Consider the following 19,509-nt stretch of genomic DNA (forward strand, 5'->3'; position numbering starts at 1 on the left):
GTTGTAATCAAGGCCAACGATTATGCCAAGCCGCGATACGCGACCAAACTTTGCATCTTGCGGCAACAGGCCAGCTTCGCCCGGATCCGGGAGGGCGCTTTAACCCATCGGGAATTCGTCAAGAAATGCCTGCAACTGGCGCAGCACGACCGGATCGCCCGGCGCACCATCCAGCGCCTGATCGGCCAGAGCGATCAGTGGCCAGACCTGAAAGCTGGCGGCAAGCCCCTTGAGGCGCATCGCGGCGACCTCCCAATTGCCATCGCAGCGGGCACGGCGCAGCAAATCGATCTGCCGCGCAAGGCTTTCATGAAAGCTTGCACGCAATTCGCGCATCAAGACCGGATCGTCGCCCGCGGCGGCGGCGAGGGTCGCATCAAGGGCACCTGCTTCATAAGCCATAGCGTGCACTCTACCCCGCAGAAGTTAAAGCAGTGTTTCCCCAAAGCCGCCTTGTGCGCTATCAAGACGGTATGGCGAGCGGAACACCCATTTACAGCATCGAGGCCCCACTGTCTTCCGAGGAAGAAGTGAATAAGGGCATACCCTTAGGCGCGCTGACCGGGGGCGAGGAAGAGGCCGGTTGGGATGAGGCTTATGGGAATGGGGCTGGGCCCGCACCGCGCCGCATGCCCGAATGGGTACCGCCCGTGGTGGCGCTGGCGCTGGCGGCGGGGTGGAGCGCGCTGTTTGGCGCGGCGCAGGCCGGGGCAATGGCCGCCGCGCGGACGCCCGAGGCGTGGAGCGCGCTGGCGCTGCAATGGTCGCCGCCGGTGCTGCTGATCGCGCTGGTCTATCTGATCGTCCAGCGGTCGAGCCGCCGCGAGGCCGCGCGCTTTGGCGATGCCGCCGCCCTGCTGCGTCGCGAATCGCAGGCGCTGGAGGATCGGCTGACCTCGCTGAACCGCGAACTCAGCCTGGCCCGCGAATTTCTGGCCGCACAGACCCGCGAACTGGACGCGCTGGGCCGTACCGCCGTGGACCGCATTGGGCAGAGCGCCGGGCGCATCGATTCGCTCGTGCGCGACAATGCCGCACAGGTCGAGGTGATCGGCAACGTCAGCGCCGCCGCGCTGGGCAATATGGAGCAATTGCGCGTCCATCTGCCCGTCATCACCAATGCGGCCAAGGATGTGACCAGCAATATCGGCAATGCCGGACGGATCGCCCATGCCCATCTTCAGGACATGGTCAAAGGTCTGGAACGCTTGCAGGATTTTGGCCAGTCGAGCGAGTTGCAGGTGACCGCCCTGCGCGAGCGGATCGAGAGCGGGCTGAGCGCTCTGGAGAGCAGGACGCAGCAGTTGGACGCGGTCATCACCGGGCGGTTCGACGCGCTGGAGGCGCGCTCGACCGGTTTTGCGCTGGATCTGGAGCGGCATGAGGCCGAGGCGCGCGAGACGCTGCAACGCCGCGCCGCCGCCATGGGCGACGAAATTGCCGCGACGCGCGCCCGGCTCGACGCCGATGAGGCCGAGGCGCTGACCTCGCTGCGCGCGCGCCTGTCGGCCCTGCGCGATGAGGCGGCGACGATCGGCCGCTCGCTGCGCGAGAATGAAGCGGTGGCGCTGGGCGACTGGCAGGCGGCGACAGCGCGCCTGACCAATGACCTCTCGCGCATCGACCGCGAATTGGCCCAGCGCCACGATGCCGCCATCGAACGTGCGGGCAAGCTGGGCGTGATGAGCGAGGCGACAAGCCTGCGTCTGGCGCAGGCCGAGGCGCGGCTGGAGGCGATTGCGGCGGCTGATGTCGCGGTTTCGGGCGCGATGGAGCAACGGCTTGAGGGGTTGGAGCGGCGCCTTGGCGAAACGGACAGGAGCCTTGAAAAGCTGACCGCGTCGAGCATCCGCCTGCTCGAACTGATCCAGTCCTCAGTCCTGCACAGCCGCGATACGCTGCCTCCCGCGCTGGCGCAGAGTGAAGAGCAACTGGCCGGGTTTGAAGCACGGATTCAGGCGCTGCGCGGGATTGTCGTCGAGGCGGGCGCGCAGGGCGAAATGCTGGCCCAGCGGATGGATCAGGCGCAGGGCGTCGCGCTGGGCGTCGGCCATGCGTTGAGCGCGCAGGATACGGCCGTGGGCCTGCTGCGCGACCATCTGATGCAGGTGGAAAGCGAGGCCCAACGCATCGCCAGCGACGCGCAGGGCGAATTGGGCGAAGCGATCCGCACGTTGGGCGGCAGCGTCATGCAGACCCTCGCCCTGATCGAAAGCGAAGGCGCGGCCCATGTCACCGCGCTGGCCGAACAATTGTCCAGCGAAAGCGGCGCGGCGCTGGAGCGCGCCATGCGCCTCAAGGCCAGCGAGATCACCGGCCAGTTGGAACAGGCCGCCGCCCATGCACTGGGCATCAGCCGCGAGGCGGCGAACCAGTTGCGCGATCAACTGCGCGAGGTGGAAAGCGTGATCGCCCATCTCGAAACCCGCGTGGCCGAAGCCCGCGCTCAGGCCGAAGAGCGCATGGACGGCGATTTTTCACGCCGCATGGCCATTATCACCGACACGCTGCAATCCAAGGCGGTGGACATCACCCGCGCGCTGGACAGCGAAGTGGCCGACACGGCTTGGGCAGCCTATCTGCGCGGCGACCGGGGCATTTTCACCCGCCGCGCGGTGCGCCTGCTCGATACGGGCGATGCACGGCATGTGCTGCATCTCTATGAGAGCGACGGGGCGTTTCAGGCCCATGTGAACCGCTATATCCATGATTTTGAAGCCATGCTGCGCCACCTGCTTTCAACCCGCGACGGCCATGCGATCACCGTGACGCTGCTGTCTTCGGATATGGGCAAACTTTATGTGGCGCTGGCCCAGGCCATTGAGCGGCTCCGGGCCTAAGCCAGCGCCTAGTCTTTTTCCAGCGAGGCAGGCATGTGAAAGGGTGCGAGATCCTCGATCCGCACCCAATCATAGACATAATTGGCGTAAAACAGCGCAAAGAGGATGGCCGAAACCACCGTGGCGCGGATTGCCACGCGGCCCGGGCGGAAATTGCCCGGCGCGCTGGTGGCCTGCCCCTTGACCAGTTCCTCGCCCGTTTCATCGGGCGTGCGGATGCCGAAGGGCAGCACCAGAAAGGCCGAAATGACCCAGAAAAGCAGATAGATGGCAAGGATAGAGGCCGGTTTCACCGATCCAGCCCCTCCACCATCATCATTACCTTGACCTGCGGCTTCTTGCCACACCAGCGCCCTGCAGCCCGCCGCGCGGCCAGACGCGCAGCTTCCGCCATCGCGCTTTCATTGCGCTTGTCCGGCCCGCGCAGCTTGCCCAGCGCCTCAATCACATCATTCTGCGCCTCGGCCACAAAGGCATCGTAATCCTCGACCAGCGGCAGACCAAGACCCGCCACCTGAACCGTGAAATCGGCATGGCGCGCCCTTCCCGCCACGGCCACCATCACCACGCCATGCCATGCCAGACGGCGGCGCATCGCCACCGCTTCACCATCAGCGGGCGCGATAATATCGCCGTCCAGCACGAGCCGCCCATGGGGCACCTCGGCAAATTTGCCCGGACGGCCAGGCGCCAGACGCACCAGATCGCCGTTCTTCTGCACCACCTGCGTGGGGATGCCGCTTTCCTTGCCGACCTTGGCCTGCTCGCGCATGTGGCGCATTTCGCCATGCACCGGCATCAGGATCTGGGGCCGCAGCCAGCCATAGATCGCCACAAGCTCGGGCCGACCGGGGTGACCGGAGACATGGATATCGGCCTGACGGTCGGTGACGACGGTAATGCCATCGCCCGCCAGTTGATTCTGGATGCGGCCAATCGCAATCTCATTGCCGGGGATTTGGCGGCTGGAAAACAGCACCACATCGCCCGCGTCCAGCTTGATCGGATGGTTGCCATCGGCAATGCGCGCCAGCGCCGCGCGCGGCTCGCCCTGCCCGCCGGTCGCCACGATCAGCACCTGTCCGCGCGGCAGGCTCATCGCGGTTTCGGGGTCGATGATATCAGGCAACTGGCCCAGATAGCCGCAGCCCTCGGCCGCCTGAATGATCCGGTCGAGCGAGCGCCCCGAAACGCAAAGTCGTCGATTGGTCGCCTTGGCCACCTCGCCCAGCGTGTGCAGCCGCGCGACATTGCTGGCAAAGGTCGTGACCAGCACGCGCTTGCCCTTGTGGCGCGCGACCTCTTCCTTCATCGCGCGGGCCACTTCACCCTCGCTGCCCGAAGGCTCGGGGTTGAACACATTGGTGCTGTCACACACCAGCGCCAGCACGCCCTCGTCTCCAATCGCGGTCAATTGCGCGGGCGTTGCAGGCGTGCCGATGATCGGCTCATCATCCAGCTTCCAGTCGCCGGTGTGGAACACCCGGCCATAGGGCGTCTCGATCAGCAGCGCGTGGCCCTCGGCAATCGAGTGCGCCAAGGGCACATAGCGGATGCCGAAAGGCCCCAATTCGAACTGGTCAAAATGGTCGATGACGTTCAATTCAACGTCGCGCTCGATCCCCGCCTCGGCCAGTTTCGAGGCCACCAGTTTGGCCGTAAATGGCGTGGCATAAAGCGGCACATCCAGATCAGCGGCGAAATAGGGCACCGCGCCGATGTGATCCTCATGCGCATGGGTCAGCACGATGCCGATCAGATCCTCGCGCCGCTCCTCGATAAAGGCCAGATCGGCAAAGACCAGTTCGCTGCCCGGATATTCATTCCCGGCAAAGGTCATGCCCAGGTCGACCATCAGCCACTTGCCATGCGCGCCGTAGAGATTGACATTCATGCCAATCTCGCCCGACCCGCCCAGCGCGCAAAACAGCAATTCCTTGCCGGGCGTGAACGGATCCTTGCTGTCAGACTTGCGCGCTATCGTACTTCTCCAATGATTTTGTTGCAATTTATCGTGTGGCCGCGCGCTCGGCGAGCAGCGCAAGGCCGTTCAGGGTAAGGTCGTGTTCGACCACATCAAACAATCCGGGCTGCTTATCAAACAGTACGGCAAGACCACCTGTGGCCACCACCGTGACAGGACGCCCGACCTGCGCGCGCATCCGTGCAATCAGCCCTTCGATCATCGCGACATAGCCCCAATAGACGCCGATCAGCATCTGGTCCTCGGTATTCGTCCCGATGACGCCGGGCTTTTCGGGCACGGCAATGGCGATACGCGGCAATTTGGCGGTGTTGCCGACCAAGGCATCCAGCGAGAGATTGATGCCCGGCGCGATGATCCCGCCCTTATACGCCCCTCTAGCATCGATGTGATCGATCGTCGTGGCCGTTCCGAAATCGACGACGATCAGATCACCGGGGAATTTGTCATGCGCACCAATGGCGTTGACCGCGCGATCCGCGCCCAAGGATTTGGGCGAATCCACATCAACATCAATGCCGTAATCGGCCTTGTCGACGCCGGCCACCAACAATTCGGTATCGAAATATTTGCTGGCCAGCACCTGAAGATTATGCAGCGCGCGCGGCACCACCGTCGAAACGATCATCCCGGCAATCTGATCGCGGGTATAGCCTTCAATCGCCATCAATTGCAGCAGCCAGACCGCGAATTCATCAGCCGTACGGCGCGGATCGGTGGCAATGCGCCAACGCGTCTTCATCTCGCGCCCGTCATAGAGCGCAAAGACGACATTGGTATTGCCCACATCAATGGCCAGCAGCATGCTGCCTCTCTCCGCTTATCTTTTCTCAGGCGAGTTCGACATCGCCTGCATGAAGGGTTTGGACCGTGCCGTCCGAAAGCTGCAACCGCAAGGCCCCATCCTCGTTCAGCCCGGAAAAATTGCCGCTGACGACCTGCCCGCTGGCTTCGTGCACCCGCAGCGGTGTGCCCAGCGGATGGGCCGCCGCCTGCCACCGCCGCGTCAGGGCGGAAAGGCCAAATTGCCGCCAAAGAACCAATTCCTGCGAAAACCGCGCGGCCAGCGCCATCGCAAAGGCATCGCGATCCGGCGCGGGACCATAGTGGCTGAGGGCCGCTGTCTCGCGACCCGGCAACTGCGGCGCGCTGGCCAGATTGACGCCGATCCCGACAATCACAAACCCGGCCACCGCTTCGAGCAGAATTCCCGCCACCTTGGCCTGCCCCACCAGCACATCATTGGGCCATTTCAGCAAAGCGCAACGCGGGGGTGGCACCAGACCAGCGACACAAGCCTGAACAGCAACGCCTGCCACCAACGCAAGGCTGGGAGCAGGCGGTTGGTGCGCGTCGATGCGCACCACGGTCGAGCCCATGAAATTGCCAAGCCCGTCATTCCAGACCCGGCCCAGGCGCCCCCGCCCCGCATTCTGGCGGTCGGCGATCAGCCAGTTTCCCTCAGCAACCGGCTCGCCCGATGTCAGCCTTTGTGCAAGGTCTGCATTGGTCGAGCCGGTCAGGCCGATGATTTCCATCAAAGCACGAGTTCTCAGGCCGCGTGGAACAGCGCCGCCGCCGCCGACTGGGCCAGACCGCCCAGCCAACTGGTGAACAGATAGCCGATAGGCGAGATCACGATGGCGCTGCCATAGAGCAGAACCGCATGGACGCCGTCCACCGAGCCCACGACCTTGTCAGCCGGTTCATCGAAATAGAGAACCTTGACGACCTTGAGGTAGTAGAAAGCACCAATAACCGAAGCCGCGATGCCCACCGTGGCCAGCGGAACCAGACCGGCGGCGACCGCCGACTGGAACACCACGAACTTGCCCCAGAAGCCGAACAGCGGCGGAATACCGGCGAGGCTGAACATCACCATCGCCAGCACAAAGGCCAGACCCGGCTTGCTGCGCGACAGGCCCGCAAGGTCGGCGATCTTTTCCACCGGATTGCCTGCGGCATCACGCAGCGACAGGATGGCCACGAAACCGCCGATCGACATCACCACATAGATCGCCAGATACACCAGCATCGAAGCCGCGCCACCCGGCGTGGCGGCAGCCAGACCGATCAGCATGAAGCCGACGTTGTTGATCGACGAATAGGCCATCAGGCGCTTGATATTGCCCTGACCGATCGCCCCCAGCGCGCCCACGACAATCGAGAGCAGCGAGATGGCAACGATGATCTGCTGCCAGGCGGCGGCCTGCATGCCAAAGGCAAACAGCGTGACGCGCATGGTCAGCGCCAGAGCGGCGACCTTGGGCGCGGTGGCGAAGAAGGTTGTCACCGGGGTCGGTGCGCCTTCATAAACGTCAGGGGTCCACATGTGGAACGGCACAGCGCTGATCTTGAAGGACAAGCCGACAAGGATGAACACCAGACCAAACAGCGAGCCGGTCGACATCTTGCCAACGAGCGCGGTGTGGATGGCGTCAAAGCTCGTGCTGCCGGCAAAGCCATAGGTCAGGCTGATGCCGAAGAGCAGGATGCCCGAGGCCAGCGAACCCAGCACGAAATACTTCAGACCCGCCTCAGGCGAACGGTCATCGGTACGCAGCATGGCCGCCAGCACATAGGCCGCCAGCGAGTTCATTTCGAGGCCGACATAGAGTGTGAGCATGTCGGTGGCCGACACCATCAGGCCCATGCCCAGCGCCGCGAACAGCGCCAGCACCGGATATTCCGCGCGATAGCCGCCCTGACGTTCAAAGAAGCCAGGGGCCACAAGAAGCGAAGCGCCGGCAGCGCCATAAATGAGCAGCTTGGCAAAGGAGGAGAAGCTGTCCGCCGCATATTGGCCGTAGAAGGCCGAAGCCTCCGCGCCAAACACGCCGCCGCACAAAGCAGGCGCGACCAGCACGCCCGCCACGGCGAGAGCCGCGACTGCCAGCCAGGTCACCAGACGGGCGGATTTGTCATCCGCCCACGCGCAGACCAGCAGGAGCACCAGCCCGGAGACGCTGAGGAATTCCTCAGCGGCCACCAGGCGAAGGGAAGATGCCCAGTTCATTACTTTTCACTCCCTTCGCCGCTATGCTCGGCGCTTTCATGAGTTTCAGCCACAGGATGGCCCGGCGTCACCTGCGCATCACCGGCCGGACGGGCCGCGGCAAGGCGGGCGTCAAGATGGGCAATGTCGGCACGGATCGGCGCGATGAAGCTTTCGGGATAGATACCCATCCACAGCGTTGCGATGACCAGCGGCGTCAACAGCAGATATTCGCGGGCCGTCAGATCCGGCATCGCGGCGGCATCGGCATTCTTCTGTTCGCCAAAGGCAACCCGGCGATAGAGATACAGCATATAGGCCGCACCCAGAATGATGCCCGTGCCCGCGATCAGCGCGGTCCAGCTCGAAGCCTTGTAGATGCCCTGAAGCGACAGGAATTCACCCACGAAGTTGGCGGTGGCGGGCAGCCCCACCGAAGCCATGGTGAAGAACATGAAGAACAGCGCATAATGCGGCATGTTGATCGCGATGCCGCCGTAGCGGTTGATCTCGCGGGTGTGCAGGCGATCATAGATCACGCCAACGCAAAGGAACAGCGCGCCCGACACCAGACCGTGGGCCAGCATCACCACCATCGAGCCTTCAAGGCCCTGGCGGTTGAAAGCGAACAGACCCAGCGTCACGATGGCCATATGCGCCACCGACGAATAGGCGATCAACTTCTTCATGTCCGACTGAACCAGCGCGACCAGCGAGGTGTAAACCACCGCGACGATCGAGAGGCCCCACACCAGCGGCGCGAAATAAGCGCTCGCTTCGGGGAAGAAGGGAAGGCTGAAGCGGATGAAACCGTAGCCGCCCATCTTGAGCAGCACGCCTGCCAGGATGACCGAACCAGCGGTCGGCGCCTGAACGTGCGCATCGGGAAGCCAGGTGTGTACCGGCCACATCGGCATCTTCACCGCAAACGAGGCGAAGAAGGCCAGCCACAGCAGATACTGCGCGTGCACCGGGAAGTTGTATTCCATCAGCACCGGGATCGAGGTGGTACCCGTCAGGTTCACGATCCACAGCATGGCGATCAGCATCAGGACCGAGCCAAGCAGCGTATAGAGGAAGAACTTGTAGCTGGCGTAGATACGATCCGCGCCGCCCCAGATACCGATGATCAGATACATCGGGATCAGGCCTGCCTCGAACAGGATGTAGAACAGGAAGAGATCCTGCGCCGCGAAAACGCCGATCATCAGCGTTTCCATGAACAGGAACGCAGCCATATATTCAGGCACACGCTTCTCGATCGCGTCCCAGCTGGCGCCGATACAGATCGGCATCAGGAAGACGGACAGGACGATCAGCACCAGCGCGATGCCGTCAATGCCAAGCGCCCAGCTGAAACCGCTGAACAATTGGGCATGTTCGACGAATTGCCACTGCGGCCCGCCGATCTGGTAATTGGCCCAGAGATCGAGGCCCAGCGCCAGGTCGATCAACGTCGCCACCAACGCGATGGTGCGCGCGGCGCCGGCTGAGGCGAACAAAGCCGCCACAGCCGCAACCGCTGGCACCGCCAGCATCAGCGAAAGGATGGGAAAACCGGTCATTGCCATAAAACCTTTTCGCTGCCCGCCTTTATCGAGTGAGAACCCAGCTGACCGCAGCCACCAGGCCGATCAGCATCCACAGCGCATAGCTGGTGAGCAGACCAGATTGGAGACGACGAGCCAGACCCGTGCCCTGAACCACAACCCAGGCCGCACCATTGGGGCCAAAGCGGTCAATGAAGCCGACATCGCCAGCCTTCCAGAACAACCGGCCCAGCGCGAAGGCAGGACGGACGAACAGGAAGTTGTAGAGCTCGTCAAAGAACCACTTGTTGTAAACGAAAGTGTGGATCGGCTTGATCGCGCGGACAAAGGCCGCCGGGAAGCCGGGATTGATGATGTAAGCGTAGATCGCGCCCAGCAGGCCGGTCACCATCACGCCGAACGGAGCCCATTTAACCCACACCGGCACTTCATGCATGTGGTGGATCAGGTGTTCGGAGAACACGAGGCTGCCCTTCCAGAACTCGCCGTCGCCTTCGGAGATGAAGGCATGGTTGAAGACGAAACCGGCAAAGATCGCGCCCATGCTCAGGATGATGAGCGGGAGCAGCATCACCAGCGGGCTTTCGTGCGGGTGATAGCCAGCCGTGCCGTCGTCGTCATGAGCATGCCCATGGTGATGGTCGTGGCCATGCGCGTGATCGTGGCCATGGCCGTGATCATCGTGAACCGCGTGCTGGATATGCTCCGACTGCGACCAGCGGGGCTTGCCGAAGAAGGTGAGGAACACCAGACGCCACGAATAGAACGAGGTCAGCAGAGCAGCCGTGATGCCCATAAAGAAGGCAAAGTGGCCAACGCCCGTGCCCGAACCATAGGCAGCTTCGAGGATCGAGTCCTTTGAATAGAAGCCCGCGAAACCGAACACATCGACGATACCGACGCCCGTAATCGCCAGGGTCCCCGCCATCATCGCCCAGTAGGTCAGCGGGATCTTCTTACGCAGCGCGCCGTAATAGCGCATGTCCTGCTCGTGATGCATCGCATGGATCACGCTGCCGGCGCCAAGGAACAGCAGGGCCTTGAAGAAAGCGTGCGTGAACAGGTGGAACATGGCCGCGCCGAACGCGCCCGAACCGGCCGCAAAGAACATATAGCCCAGCTGCGAACAGGTTGAATAGGCGATCACGCGCTTGATGTCCCACTGCGTCGTGCCGATGGTCGCGGCAAAGAAGCAGGTGGCGGCGCCGACGATGGTGACGAAAGTCATCGCATCCGGGCTGGCCGAAAACAGCGGCGAAAGGCGGCAGGTCATGAACACGCCCGCGGTCACCATGGTCGCCGCGTGGATGAGCGCCGACACAGGGGTCGGGCCTTCCATCGCGTCCGGCAACCAGGTGTGCAGACCAAGCTGCGCCGACTTACCCATCGCGCCGATGAACAGCAGGATCGAGATGATCGTCAGCGTGTCGAAACGGTGGCCAAGGAAGCCGATCGTGCTGCCCGCATGGTTGGGAACATTGGCGAGGATTTCGGGGATCGACACCGTGCCGAACACCAGAAACACGCCGAAAATGCCCAGCATGAAGCCAAGGTCGCCCACGCGGTTGACCACGAAAGCCTTGATCGCGGCAGCACCGGCCGAAGGCTTGCGGAACCAGAAACCGATCAGCAGGTACGAAGCCAGACCCACGCCTTCCCAGCCGAAGAACATCTGAACCAGATTGTTCGCGGTCACCAGCATGAGCATGGCGAAGGTGAAGAGCGAGAGATAGGAGAAGAAGCGCGGCTGATCCGGCTCTTCGTCCATATAGCCCCAGCTGTAAAGGTGGACCAGCGCCGAGACGCTGGTGATCACCACCAGCATCACCGCCGTCAGCGTGTCGACGCGCAGTTCCCAGTCAAAGCTGAGATCGCCCGACTGCACCCACTTGAGCACAGGAACGACGGTGGCTTCGGCATGGCCGGTCAGAAAGCTGATGAAGATTGGCCAGGAGAGCAGACAGGCAGCGAAAAGCCCACCGGTCGTCACCACCTTGGCCGGGAATTTGCCCAGCGCCTTGTTGCCAAGCCCGGCAATCGCCGAGGCCAGCAGTGGCAGGAAAACAATGAAGAGGATCGAATGCACAGGTCTTACCCCTTCATCCGGTTGGCGTCGTCCACCGCAATCGTGCCGCGGCTGCGGAAGTAGATCACGAGGATGGCCAGGCCCACGGCTGCTTCACCCGCGGCCACGGTCAACACGAACATCGCGAAGATCTGACCGGCCAGGTCATGCAGGAAGGCGCTGAAGGCCACGAGGTTGATGTTCACCGAGAGCAGGATAAGCTCGATGGCCATCAACACGATGATGATGTTCTTGCGGTTGAGCACGATGCCCAGCACGCCCAGCCCGAAGAGGATCGAGCTGACAACGATATAATGTTCGATACCGATCATGGCCGCCCCCTTACAGCTTCACGCCGCCGCCCACTTCGGGACGGGTGTTGATGGTGGCATCTTCCGGACGGCGCTTGACCTGTTCGGAAATGTTCTGCGGACGCACGTCACTACGCTGGCGATGGGTCAGCACGATGGCGCCGATCATGGCAACCAGCAGCACGACACCGGCCGCTTCAAACAGGAACAGGTAGTGCCCGTAAAGCACAGCGCCGATGGCCTGAATGTTGGGGACGTTGGCCGCAGGAGCCGTTGCCGCATCAGGCGTGCCCAGCACAAGGCCGCCGGCCGAATGCGCGCCCAGACCGAAAAGCAGTTCGGCCAGCAGGATTCCGGCAATCGCCAGACCCAGCGGGAAATTCTTCACGAAACCGGCCCGCAGCGTGGCAAAGTCGATGTCGAGCATCATCACCACAAAGAGGAACAGCACCGCCACCGCGCCGACATAAACGATGACCAGAAGCATCGCGATGAATTCGGCGCCGATCAGGATCATCAGACCCGCAGCGTTGAAGAAGGCCAGGATCAGCCACAGCACGGAATGCACCGGATTGCGCGCCGTGATGGTCATCACGGCCGACGCAATCACCAGCGCGGCGAACAGATAAAAGGCAAGCGTTTGGATCATCTCTTGTCTCCGGCCCGCGCCTTAACGGTAGGGCGCATCGGCTTCAAGGTTCGCGGCAATCGCCCGCTCCCACTTGTCCCCGTTCGCCAACAGCTTGTTCTTGTCATAGAGCAGTTCGGCACGCGTTTCGGTCGCGTATTCGAAATTCGGCCCTTCGACGATGGCGTCGACCGGGCATGCTTCCTGGCAAAAGCCGCAGAAGATGCACTTGGTCATGTCGATGTCGTAGCGCGTCGTCCGGCGGCTGCCATCATCGCGCGGTTCGGCCTCGATCGTGATCGCCTGCGCGGGGCAGATCGCCTCGCACAATTTGCACGCGATGCAGCGTTCTTCCCCGTTGGGATAGCGGCGCAACGCATGTTCACCGCGAAAACGAGGCGAAAGCGGGTTCTTCTCATAGGGATAGTTGATGGTCGCCTTCTCCTTGAAGAAATACTTCAAGGTCAAGGCGTGAGCCTTCACGAACTCCCAGAGGGTGAAACTCTTGATGAGATGGGCGACGCTCATGCAAAATGTCCCGTAGCCATGAGGTAACCGCTGACGAGGAAAACGAACAGCAGCGAGAGCGGCAGGAAGATTTTCCAGCCCAGACGCATCAGCTGGTCATAGCGATAGCGCGGCACGGTGGCCTTCACCCAGCTGAACACAAAGAAGAAGAAGAAGATCTTGAGCAGAAGCCAGACCACGCCCGGCACCATGTAAAGCACCGGAATATCCAGCGGCGGCAGATAGCCACCCCAGAAGAGCGTGGCATTGAGCGCGCACATCAGCAGCACGTTGCCATATTCGCCGAGCCAGAACAGCGCGAAAGCCATCGAGGAATATTCGGTCTGATAACCGGCGACGAGTTCGCTTTCCGCTTCGCAAAGGTCAAACGGAGCGCGCTGGGTTTCGGCCATGCCCGAAATCAGGAACAGCACCCACATCGGGAACAGAAGCGGATTGAAACCAAAGCCGTTCAGGATGCCGAACACATGGCCCTTCTGCTCGGCAACGATCGTCCCCAGATTGAACGAACCGGCCCACAGCACCACACAGATCAGGATGAAGCCGATTGAGACTTCATAGGAAATCATCTGAGCAGAAGCGCGCATCGCACTGAAAAACGGGTATTTTGAGTTCGAAGCCCAACCCGCCATGATCGTGCCGTAAACGCCCAGCGACGAGATCGCCAGAACATAAAGCAGGCCCACATTAATGTCAGCCAGGATCGCGCCCGAGTTGAAGGGGATCACCGCCCAGGCCAGCAGCGTCACCGTAAAGGTAACCACCGGCCCGATCAGGAAGATACCCTTGTTGGCGGCGGTCGGAACGATAGTTTCCTGAAGGAAAACCTTCAGGCCGTCAGCAAACGACTGAAGCAGACCAAGCGGGCCGACAACGTTCGGACCGCGACGCAGCGCCATGGCCGCCCAGATCTTGCGGTCGACATAGATGATCATCGCCACGCTGAGCATCAGCGGCAGCGCGATCAGCAAAATGCCCGCAATGGTGGAAATCAGCCATGCCGCCTGAAACGGCAGGCCAAGCGATTGGAAGAAGGCGGTCATTCCGCAGCCTCCGCTTGGGGTTGCGACCCGTGCAGCAGTTCGGCCGAGCAACGCGCCAGCGTCTCACTCGCCCGCGCAATCGGGTTCGTCAGATAGAAATCCTTGATCGGATAGGCGATTTCGCCAGCGGCCGAACCCGAAACACCGGTGGGCAGCGGGCCGAAATCAACCAGACCGCCATCAACCAGCAGCGCCGGATATTCGTCAAACAGCGCCGAGCGGAGTTCGTCAAAGCTGTCAAAGCCGACATTGACGTTCAGCACCTGAGCAATGGCGCGCAGGATCGCCCAGTCTTCACGCGCATCACCCGGCGCGAACACAGCCTTTTCGGCAAATTGCACGCGACCTTCGGTGTTGACGTAAATGCCCGCCTTTTCGGTGAAGGCCGAAGCAGGCAGGATCACGTCCGCGGCATGGGCACCCTTGTCGCCGTGATGGCCAACATAGACGATCATGCTGTCGGCGAACTTGGTGTAATCCACCTCATCCGCGCCCAGCGAAAGCAGCAGCTTGGGCTTGGCGGCGGCGACATCGTTGATGCCACCCTTCTGAGCATAACCCAGCAGCAGGCCGCCCATGCGCGAAGCCGCCATGTGCAGAACGTTGAAACCGTTCCACACCGAGCCGTCTTCGAGCGTGCGTACCAGGCCGAGCTGTTCGCTGATCGACAGACCCGCTTCGAGCGCTCCCTTGGCCAGCCCGGCCCCGCCGATGATCAGCGCGGGGCGCTTGGCGTTCTGCAGCGCCGACCAAACATGGCCCGGCAAAGCGTTCAACACGCCGGCATCGCTGCCCAGGAATTCGGCCGGATAGGTCGTTTCCCATTCGGGGCCAATGATGAACACCTTGGCGCCATGCTTGACCGCCTTGCGCAGGCGAGCGTTGAGCACAGCGGCTTCCCAGCGGACACGGCTGCCCACGATCAAGATGGCATCGGCGCTTTCAATCCCGGCAAGACCCGAATTGAAATTCACCGCCGCCAGATTGGCCGTGTTGTAAGCCAGACCCGTCTGACGCCCTTCGAGCACCGACGAACCGAGGCCCGACAGCAGCTTCTTGGCCGCATACATGGTTTCGACATCGACCAGATCGCCCGCAACCGCCGCGATCGAATTGCCCGGGGCAATCTTGGCGACAGCGGCCAGCGCCTCGTCCCACGACACGGCCTTAAGCTTGCCATCAAGACGGATGAACGGACGGTCAAGACGGCGCTTGGACAGGCCATCGACCATGTAGCGGCCCTTGTCGGACAGCCATTCCTCGTTCACGTCATCGTTGACGCGCGGCAGGATGCGCATGGCTTCGCGGCCGCGCGCATCGACGCGAATGTTCGAGCCGATGGCGTCCGAAACGTCGATCGAGATCGTCTTCTTGAGTTCCCAAGGACGGGCTTCGAACGCGTAGGGACGCGAAGTCAGCGCGCCCACCGGGCACAGATCGATCACATTGGCCGACAGCTCGTGCGTCGAGGCCTTTTCGAGATAGGTGCTGATCTGCATGTTCTCGCCGCGATACAGCGCGCCGATTTCATCCACACCCGCGATTTCCTCGCTGAAACGGACGCAGCGCGTGCACTGGATGCAGCGCGTCATCACCGTCTTGATCAGCGGGCCCATATACTTCTCGGTCACCGCGCGCTTGTGCTCGTGGTAACGCGAAGAACCGCGGCCATAGGCCACGCTCTGGTCCTGAAGATCGCATTCGCCGCCCTGATCGCAGATCGGGCAGTCGAGCGGGTGGTTGATGAGGAGGAACTCCATCACCCCTTCACGCGCCTTTTTGACCATCTCGCTGTCGGTGCGGATTTCCTGACCTTCGGCGGCCGGAAGCGCGCAGGAAGCCTGCGGCTTGGGCGGCCCGGGCTTCACCTCGACCAGGCACATGCGGCAATTGCCCGCAATGCTCAGACGCTCGTGATAACAGAAGCGCGGAATTTCCTTCCCCGCCATTTCGCAGGCTTGCAGAACAGTGGCGCCGGCCGGCACCTCAAGTTCCACGCCGTCAACTTTGACCTTAGGCATTACTCAGCGGCCTCCCGCAGCGCACCGCCCTTTTCGGCAATGCGACGCTCAATTTCGGGGCGGAAATGACGGATCAGGCCCTGGATCGGCCATGCCGCAGCATCGCCCAGCGCGCAAATCGTATGACCCTCGACCTGCTTGGTCACGTTCCACAGCATGTCGATTTCCTGCACATCGGCATCGCCCTTGCGCAGACGCTCCATCACGCGCCACATCCAGCCGGTGCCTTCGCGGCACGGCGTGCACTGGCCGCAGCTTTCGTGCTTGTAGAAGTACGAAAGGCGGCTGATCGCGCGCACGATGTCGGTGGACTTGTCCATGACGATGACCGCCGCCGTGCCCAGACCCGAGCCGACCGCGCGCAGACCGTCAAAGTCCATCGGCGCGTCCCAGATCTGATCGGCAGGCACCAGCGGCACCGACGAACCGCCGGGGATGACCGCCAGCAGATTGTCCTTGCCGCCGCGAATGCCGCCGCAATGCTTCTCGATCAGCTCGCTGAACGGGATCGACATCTCTTCTTCGACCACGCAGGGCTTGTTCACATGGCCCGAGATCTGGAAGAGCTTGGTGCCCTTGTTGTTCTCGCGCCCGAACGAAGCAAACCAGCCAGCGCCGCGACGCAGGATGGTGGGAGCCACCGCGATCGATTCGACATTGTTCACCGTGGTCGGGCAGCCGTAAAGACCAGCACCGGCGGGGAACGGAGGCTTGAGACGGGGCTGGCCCTTCTTGCCTTCGATCGACTCGATCATCGCGGTTTCTTCGCCGCAGATATAGGCGCCCGCGCCGCGATGGACAAAAACGTCGAAATCATAGCCCGAACCACTGGCGTTCTTGCCCACGAGGCCGGCGTCATAGGCCTCGGCAACAGCGGCAAACAGCGTCTCGGCCTCGCGGATATATTCGCCACGGATATAGATGTAGGCCGCACGGGCCCCCATCGCAAAACCGGCCACCAGCGCGCCTTCGATCAGCTTATGCGGATCGTGGCGGATGATTTCGCGGTCCTTGCACGAACCCGGCTCGGATTCGTCGGCGTTGATGACCAGGAAGCTGGGACGACCGTCCTTGCTTTCCTTGGGCATAAACGACCACTTCATGCCGGTGGGGAAGCCCGCACCGCCACGGCCGCGCAGGCCCGAATCCTTGATTTCCTGGATGATCGCGTCGCGGCCCTTTTCGAGCAGCGCCTTGGTGTTATCCCAATCGCCCCGCGCGCGCGCCGCGCTCAGGTTCCACGGCTGAAAACCGTAGAGATTGGTGAAGATACGATCCTTGTCCTGAAGGGCCATGACTTACCACTCCCCCCGATAATCGTGATTCTCATTGACCATCGCGGTCAGGTTCGAGAGCGCACCAGCCGGTTCGACCGTATGACGACCCGGCTCCTGCGTGCCCGTCTTGGGGCTTTCGCCGCGCGCCAGAGCATCCAGAATGCCCTCGAAACGTTCAGCGGTCAGGTCTTCGTAATTGTCGTCATTGATCTGCACCATCGGCGCCGACGAGCAATTGCCCATGCATTCCACCTCGGTGAAGGTCCAGAGACCATCCTCCGAAACGCCGCCGGTCGGCATCTTCTTGGCCTTGCACACCGAGATCAGGTCGTCGCTGCCGCGCAGCATGCAGGGCGTGGTGCCGCAGACCTGTACGTGGAACTTTCCGACCGGAACCAGATTATACATGGTGTAGAAGGTGGCGACTTCGACCACGCGGATGATCGGCATGTCGAGATAATTCGCGACATATTCCATCACCGGGATCGGCAGCCAGCCCTGCGTGTTGGTTTCCGCGCCCACCTGACGCTGCGCCAGATCGAGCAGCGGCATCGAGGCCGAGCGCTGGCGCCCTTCGGGATAGCGCGCGACGATTTCCTTGGCCTTGGCCGCATTGGCCTCGGTCCAGGCGAAATTGCCCCAGCGCGCGCGCAGCTCAGGGCTATCGGGATAGATATGACGATCAGCCATTAGCGGATGAACTCCACGCGAGAGCACTTGTCGCCCTCGAACGAATAGACGGCGATAACTTCAAACGGTTCAACCAGTTCCGAACCATCGCTAGCCGGGCCGCGCGTGACATATTCACGCATCAGCACATAATTGCCGATAGCCTGCTTTTCGCGGATCTCGGCATGGTTTTCCGGCCACTTGGCAAAAGCGGCGGCTAGCCCCGTACGGGTGCCTTCCTTGCCTTCACGCACCACAGCGCCGCGATAGCCCGCCTCGCAGGCATCATCGGTCATATAGGACACGTAAAGGTCGGCATCCTGCGCGTTATAGGCGGCAATCATCGCCTCGGCGGTTGCCAGATGGTTGAGGCTCTGGCTCACCGGTCGCACTCCCCGAACACGATATCCATCGCGCCAAGGATGGCGGTGATATCGGGCAGCATGTGGCCCTTGGTCATGAAGTCCATCGCCTGAAGATGCGAGAAGGCCGTCGGGCGGATCTTGCAGCGATAAGGCTTGTTCGAGCCGTCCGACACCAGATAGACGCCGAACTCGCCCTTGGGGCTTTCGGTCGCCACATAGACTTCGCCCGCCGGAACGTGGAAGCCTTCGGTGTAGAGCTTGAAGTGATGGATCAGGCTTTCCATGTCCTGCTTCATCTCGGCGCGCTTGGGCGGCACAACCTTGCGGTCGCTGCTCAGCACCGGGCCGGCGGGCATCTTTTCGATGCACTGGCGCACGATGCGGGCCGACTGGCGCACTTCTTCAACGCGGACCATGAAGCGATCATAGCAATCGCCGCGCGTGCCCACGGGCACTTCGAAATCGACCTGGTCATAGGCATCATAGGGCTGCGACTTGCGCAGATCCCAGGCAATGCCGCTGCCGCGGATCATCGGGCCGGAAAAGCCCCATGCCAGCGCGTCTTCCTTGCTGACCGTGGCGATATCGACGTTGCGCTGCTTGAAGATGCGGTTGTCGCACACCAGGCTCATCGCGTCTTCGAACAGTTCGGGCAGACGCTTGTCGAGCCAGACGCTGATGTCGTCGATCAGCTTCTGGGGCACATCCTGATGGACGCCGCCGGGGCGGAACCATGCCGAGTGCATACGGGCGCCGCTGGCGCGCTCGAAGAAGTTGAGGCAATCCTCGCGGATTTCAAACAGCCACAGGTTCGGCGTCATCGCCCCCACGTCCATGACGTGCGAACCGATGTTGAGCATGTGGTTGCAGATGCGGGTGATTTCCGCAAACATCGTGCGCAGCCACTTGGCGCGCTCGGGCACTTCCAGGTTCAGCAGCTTTTCCACCGCCAGAACATAGGAATGCTCCATGCCGAGCGGCGAACAATAGTCCAGCCGGTCGAAATAGGGCAGCGCCTGCAGATAGGTCTTATATTCGATCAGCTTTTCGGTGCCGCGATGCAGCAGGCCGATATGCGGGTCGATACGCGTGACGATCTCACCGTCCAGCTCGGTGACCATGCGCAACACGCCATGGGCGGCGGGATGCTGAGGGCCGAAGTTGATGGTGTAATTGGTGATGATCTCATCGCCGGTGGTCGGCGATTCTTCGAGGATCAGACCGCTCATTTGC

18 protein-coding genes are annotated in these 19,509 nt (G+C 62.1%); 1 reads left to right on the forward strand and 17 read right to left on the reverse strand.

Annotated features, from left to right (window positions below):
• Nucleotides 1-99: 99 nt before the first annotated feature.
• On the reverse strand, nt 100-402 hold the full coding sequence (locus PQ467_RS13650; RefSeq protein ID WP_274173926.1) for an Hpt domain-containing protein: 303 nt from the start codon (nt 400-402) through the stop codon (nt 100-102).
• A 32-nt stretch (nt 403-434) separates the two neighbouring features.
• On the opposite strand from PQ467_RS13650, the gene PQ467_RS13655 reads away from it, so the two are divergent.
• A complete protein-coding gene (locus tag PQ467_RS13655; RefSeq protein ID WP_274173927.1) occupies nt 435-2,840 on the forward strand; it encodes an ATPase in 2,406 nt (801 codons plus the stop codon).
• An 8-nt stretch (nt 2,841-2,848) separates the two neighbouring features.
• On the opposite strand, the gene PQ467_RS13660 is transcribed toward PQ467_RS13655, so the two are convergent.
• The 16 genes from PQ467_RS13660 to PQ467_RS13735 all read right to left on the reverse strand — a co-directional run bounded on the left by PQ467_RS13660 (nt 2,849) and on the right by PQ467_RS13735 (nt 19,505).
• Nucleotides 2,849-3,133 (reverse strand): DUF1467 family protein, encoded by a 285-nt coding sequence (locus PQ467_RS13660; RefSeq protein ID WP_274173928.1) that lies wholly within the window; start codon nt 3,131-3,133, stop codon nt 2,849-2,851.
• A complete protein-coding gene (locus PQ467_RS13665; protein ID WP_274176163.1) occupies nt 3,130-4,734 on the reverse strand; it encodes a ribonuclease J in 1,605 nt (534 codons plus the stop codon). The genes PQ467_RS13660 and PQ467_RS13665 overlap by 4 nt, the downstream gene beginning before the upstream one ends.
• 115 nt (nt 4,735-4,849) lie before the next feature.
• Complete coding sequence (locus PQ467_RS13670; RefSeq protein WP_274173929.1) at nt 4,850-5,629, reverse strand: type III pantothenate kinase; 780 nt, start codon at nt 5,627-5,629, stop codon at nt 4,850-4,852.
• Nucleotides 5,630-5,654: 25 nt separating this feature from the next.
• Nucleotides 5,655-6,362 carry a biotin--[acetyl-CoA-carboxylase] ligase gene (locus PQ467_RS13675; RefSeq protein ID WP_274173930.1) on the reverse strand — a complete coding sequence of 236 codons (708 nt, stop codon included), beginning with the start codon at nt 6,360-6,362 and terminating at the stop codon, nt 5,655-5,657.
• A 14-nt stretch (nt 6,363-6,376) separates the two neighbouring features.
• Nucleotides 6,377-7,840 (reverse strand): NADH-quinone oxidoreductase subunit NuoN, encoded by a 1,464-nt coding sequence (gene nuoN / locus PQ467_RS13680; RefSeq protein ID WP_274173931.1) that lies wholly within the window; start codon nt 7,838-7,840, stop codon nt 6,377-6,379.
• Nucleotides 7,840-9,384: an NADH-quinone oxidoreductase subunit M gene (locus PQ467_RS13685; protein ID WP_274173932.1), complete on the reverse strand. Its 1,545-nt coding sequence runs from the start codon at nt 9,382-9,384 to the stop codon at nt 7,840-7,842. The genes nuoN and PQ467_RS13685 overlap by 1 nt, the downstream gene beginning before the upstream one ends.
• Before the next feature lie 28 nt (nt 9,385-9,412).
• The gene (gene nuoL, locus PQ467_RS13690) at nt 9,413-11,455 is read right to left on the reverse strand and encodes an NADH-quinone oxidoreductase subunit L (RefSeq protein ID WP_274173933.1); all 2,043 of its coding nucleotides are present in this window, start codon (nt 11,453-11,455) and stop codon (nt 9,413-9,415) included.
• 5 nt (nt 11,456-11,460) lie between these two features.
• The gene (gene nuoK / locus PQ467_RS13695) at nt 11,461-11,766 is read right to left on the reverse strand and encodes an NADH-quinone oxidoreductase subunit NuoK (RefSeq protein ID WP_168602395.1); all 306 of its coding nucleotides are present in this window, start codon (nt 11,764-11,766) and stop codon (nt 11,461-11,463) included.
• Nucleotides 11,767-11,776: 10 nt separating this feature from the next.
• Nucleotides 11,777-12,394 carry an NADH-quinone oxidoreductase subunit J gene (locus PQ467_RS13700; RefSeq protein ID WP_274173934.1) on the reverse strand — a complete coding sequence of 206 codons (618 nt, stop codon included), beginning with the start codon at nt 12,392-12,394 and terminating at the stop codon, nt 11,777-11,779.
• A gap of 21 nt (nt 12,395-12,415) precedes the next feature.
• Nucleotides 12,416-12,901 carry an NADH-quinone oxidoreductase subunit NuoI gene (gene nuoI / locus PQ467_RS13705; protein WP_168602393.1) on the reverse strand — a complete coding sequence of 162 codons (486 nt, stop codon included), beginning with the start codon at nt 12,899-12,901 and terminating at the stop codon, nt 12,416-12,418.
• Nucleotides 12,898-13,944, reverse strand: a complete 1,047-nt coding sequence (gene nuoH, locus PQ467_RS13710; protein ID WP_274173935.1) for an NADH-quinone oxidoreductase subunit NuoH — start codon at nt 13,942-13,944, stop codon at nt 12,898-12,900. Before nuoH ends, nuoI begins: the two co-directional genes overlap by 4 nt.
• The gene (gene nuoG, locus PQ467_RS13715) at nt 13,941-15,965 is read right to left on the reverse strand and encodes an NADH-quinone oxidoreductase subunit NuoG (RefSeq protein ID WP_274173936.1); all 2,025 of its coding nucleotides are present in this window, start codon (nt 15,963-15,965) and stop codon (nt 13,941-13,943) included. The genes nuoH and nuoG overlap by 4 nt, the downstream gene beginning before the upstream one ends.
• The gene (nuoF, locus tag PQ467_RS13720) at nt 15,965-17,260 is read right to left on the reverse strand and encodes an NADH-quinone oxidoreductase subunit NuoF (protein ID WP_274173937.1); all 1,296 of its coding nucleotides are present in this window, start codon (nt 17,258-17,260) and stop codon (nt 15,965-15,967) included. Before nuoF ends, nuoG begins: the two co-directional genes overlap by 1 nt.
• A gap of 3 nt (nt 17,261-17,263) precedes the next feature.
• Complete coding sequence (nuoE, locus tag PQ467_RS13725) at nt 17,264-17,932, reverse strand: NADH-quinone oxidoreductase subunit NuoE (protein WP_274173938.1); 669 nt, start codon at nt 17,930-17,932, stop codon at nt 17,264-17,266.
• On the reverse strand, nt 17,932-18,255 hold the full coding sequence (locus PQ467_RS13730) for a nuclear transport factor 2 family protein (protein WP_337995121.1): 324 nt from the start codon (nt 18,253-18,255) through the stop codon (nt 17,932-17,934). The genes nuoE and PQ467_RS13730 overlap by 1 nt, the downstream gene beginning before the upstream one ends.
• A 35-nt stretch (nt 18,256-18,290) precedes the next feature.
• A complete protein-coding gene (locus PQ467_RS13735; protein ID WP_274173940.1) occupies nt 18,291-19,505 on the reverse strand; it encodes an NADH-quinone oxidoreductase subunit D in 1,215 nt (404 codons plus the stop codon).
• Nucleotides 19,506-19,509 lie beyond the last annotated feature (4 nt).

The sequence above is a fragment of the Novosphingobium sp. KACC 22771 genome, assembly GCF_028736195.1.
Classification (GTDB): domain Bacteria; phylum Pseudomonadota; class Alphaproteobacteria; order Sphingomonadales; family Sphingomonadaceae; genus Novosphingobium.

What these genes read in the sequence shown, in the direction of transcription:
- nuoK (WP_168602395.1), bottom strand. Translation starts at nt 11,766, where the DNA reads ATGATCGGTATCGAACATTATATCGTTGTCAGCTCGATCCTCTTCGGG.
- PQ467_RS13700 (WP_274173934.1), bottom strand. Translation starts at nt 12,394, where the DNA reads ATGATCCAAACGCTTGCCTTTTATCTGTTCGCCGCGCTGGTGATTGCG.
- nuoH (WP_274173935.1), bottom strand. Translation starts at nt 13,944, where the DNA reads ATGACCGCCTTCTTCCAATCGCTTGGCCTGCCGTTTCAGGCGGCATGG.
- nuoN (WP_274173931.1), bottom strand. Translation starts at nt 7,840, where the DNA reads ATGAACTGGGCATCTTCCCTTCGCCTGGTGGCCGCTGAGGAATTCCTC.
- PQ467_RS13675 (WP_274173930.1), bottom strand. Translation starts at nt 6,362, where the DNA reads ATGGAAATCATCGGCCTGACCGGCTCGACCAATGCAGACCTTGCACAA.
- PQ467_RS13735 (WP_274173940.1), bottom strand. Translation starts at nt 19,505, where the DNA reads ATGAGCGGTCTGATCCTCGAAGAATCGCCGACCACCGGCGATGAGATC.
- nuoG (WP_274173936.1), bottom strand. Translation starts at nt 15,965, where the DNA reads ATGCCTAAGGTCAAAGTTGACGGCGTGGAACTTGAGGTGCCGGCCGGC.
- PQ467_RS13665 (WP_274176163.1), bottom strand. Translation starts at nt 4,734, where the DNA reads ATGAATGTCAATCTCTACGGCGCGCATGGCAAGTGGCTGATGGTCGAC.
- nuoI (WP_168602393.1), bottom strand. Translation starts at nt 12,901, where the DNA reads ATGAGCGTCGCCCATCTCATCAAGAGTTTCACCCTCTGGGAGTTCGTG.
- PQ467_RS13730 (WP_337995121.1), bottom strand. Translation starts at nt 18,255, where the DNA reads ATGATTGCCGCCTATAACGCGCAGGATGCCGACCTTTACGTGTCCTAT.
- PQ467_RS13685 (WP_274173932.1), bottom strand. Translation starts at nt 9,384, where the DNA reads ATGACCGGTTTTCCCATCCTTTCGCTGATGCTGGCGGTGCCAGCGGTT.
- nuoE (WP_274173938.1), bottom strand. Translation starts at nt 17,932, where the DNA reads ATGGCTGATCGTCATATCTATCCCGATAGCCCTGAGCTGCGCGCGCGC.
- nuoF (WP_274173937.1), bottom strand. Translation starts at nt 17,260, where the DNA reads ATGGCCCTTCAGGACAAGGATCGTATCTTCACCAATCTCTACGGTTTT.
- PQ467_RS13650 (WP_274173926.1), bottom strand. Translation starts at nt 402, where the DNA reads ATGGCTTATGAAGCAGGTGCCCTTGATGCGACCCTCGCCGCCGCCGCG.
- PQ467_RS13670 (WP_274173929.1), bottom strand. Translation starts at nt 5,629, where the DNA reads ATGCTGCTGGCCATTGATGTGGGCAATACCAATGTCGTCTTTGCGCTC.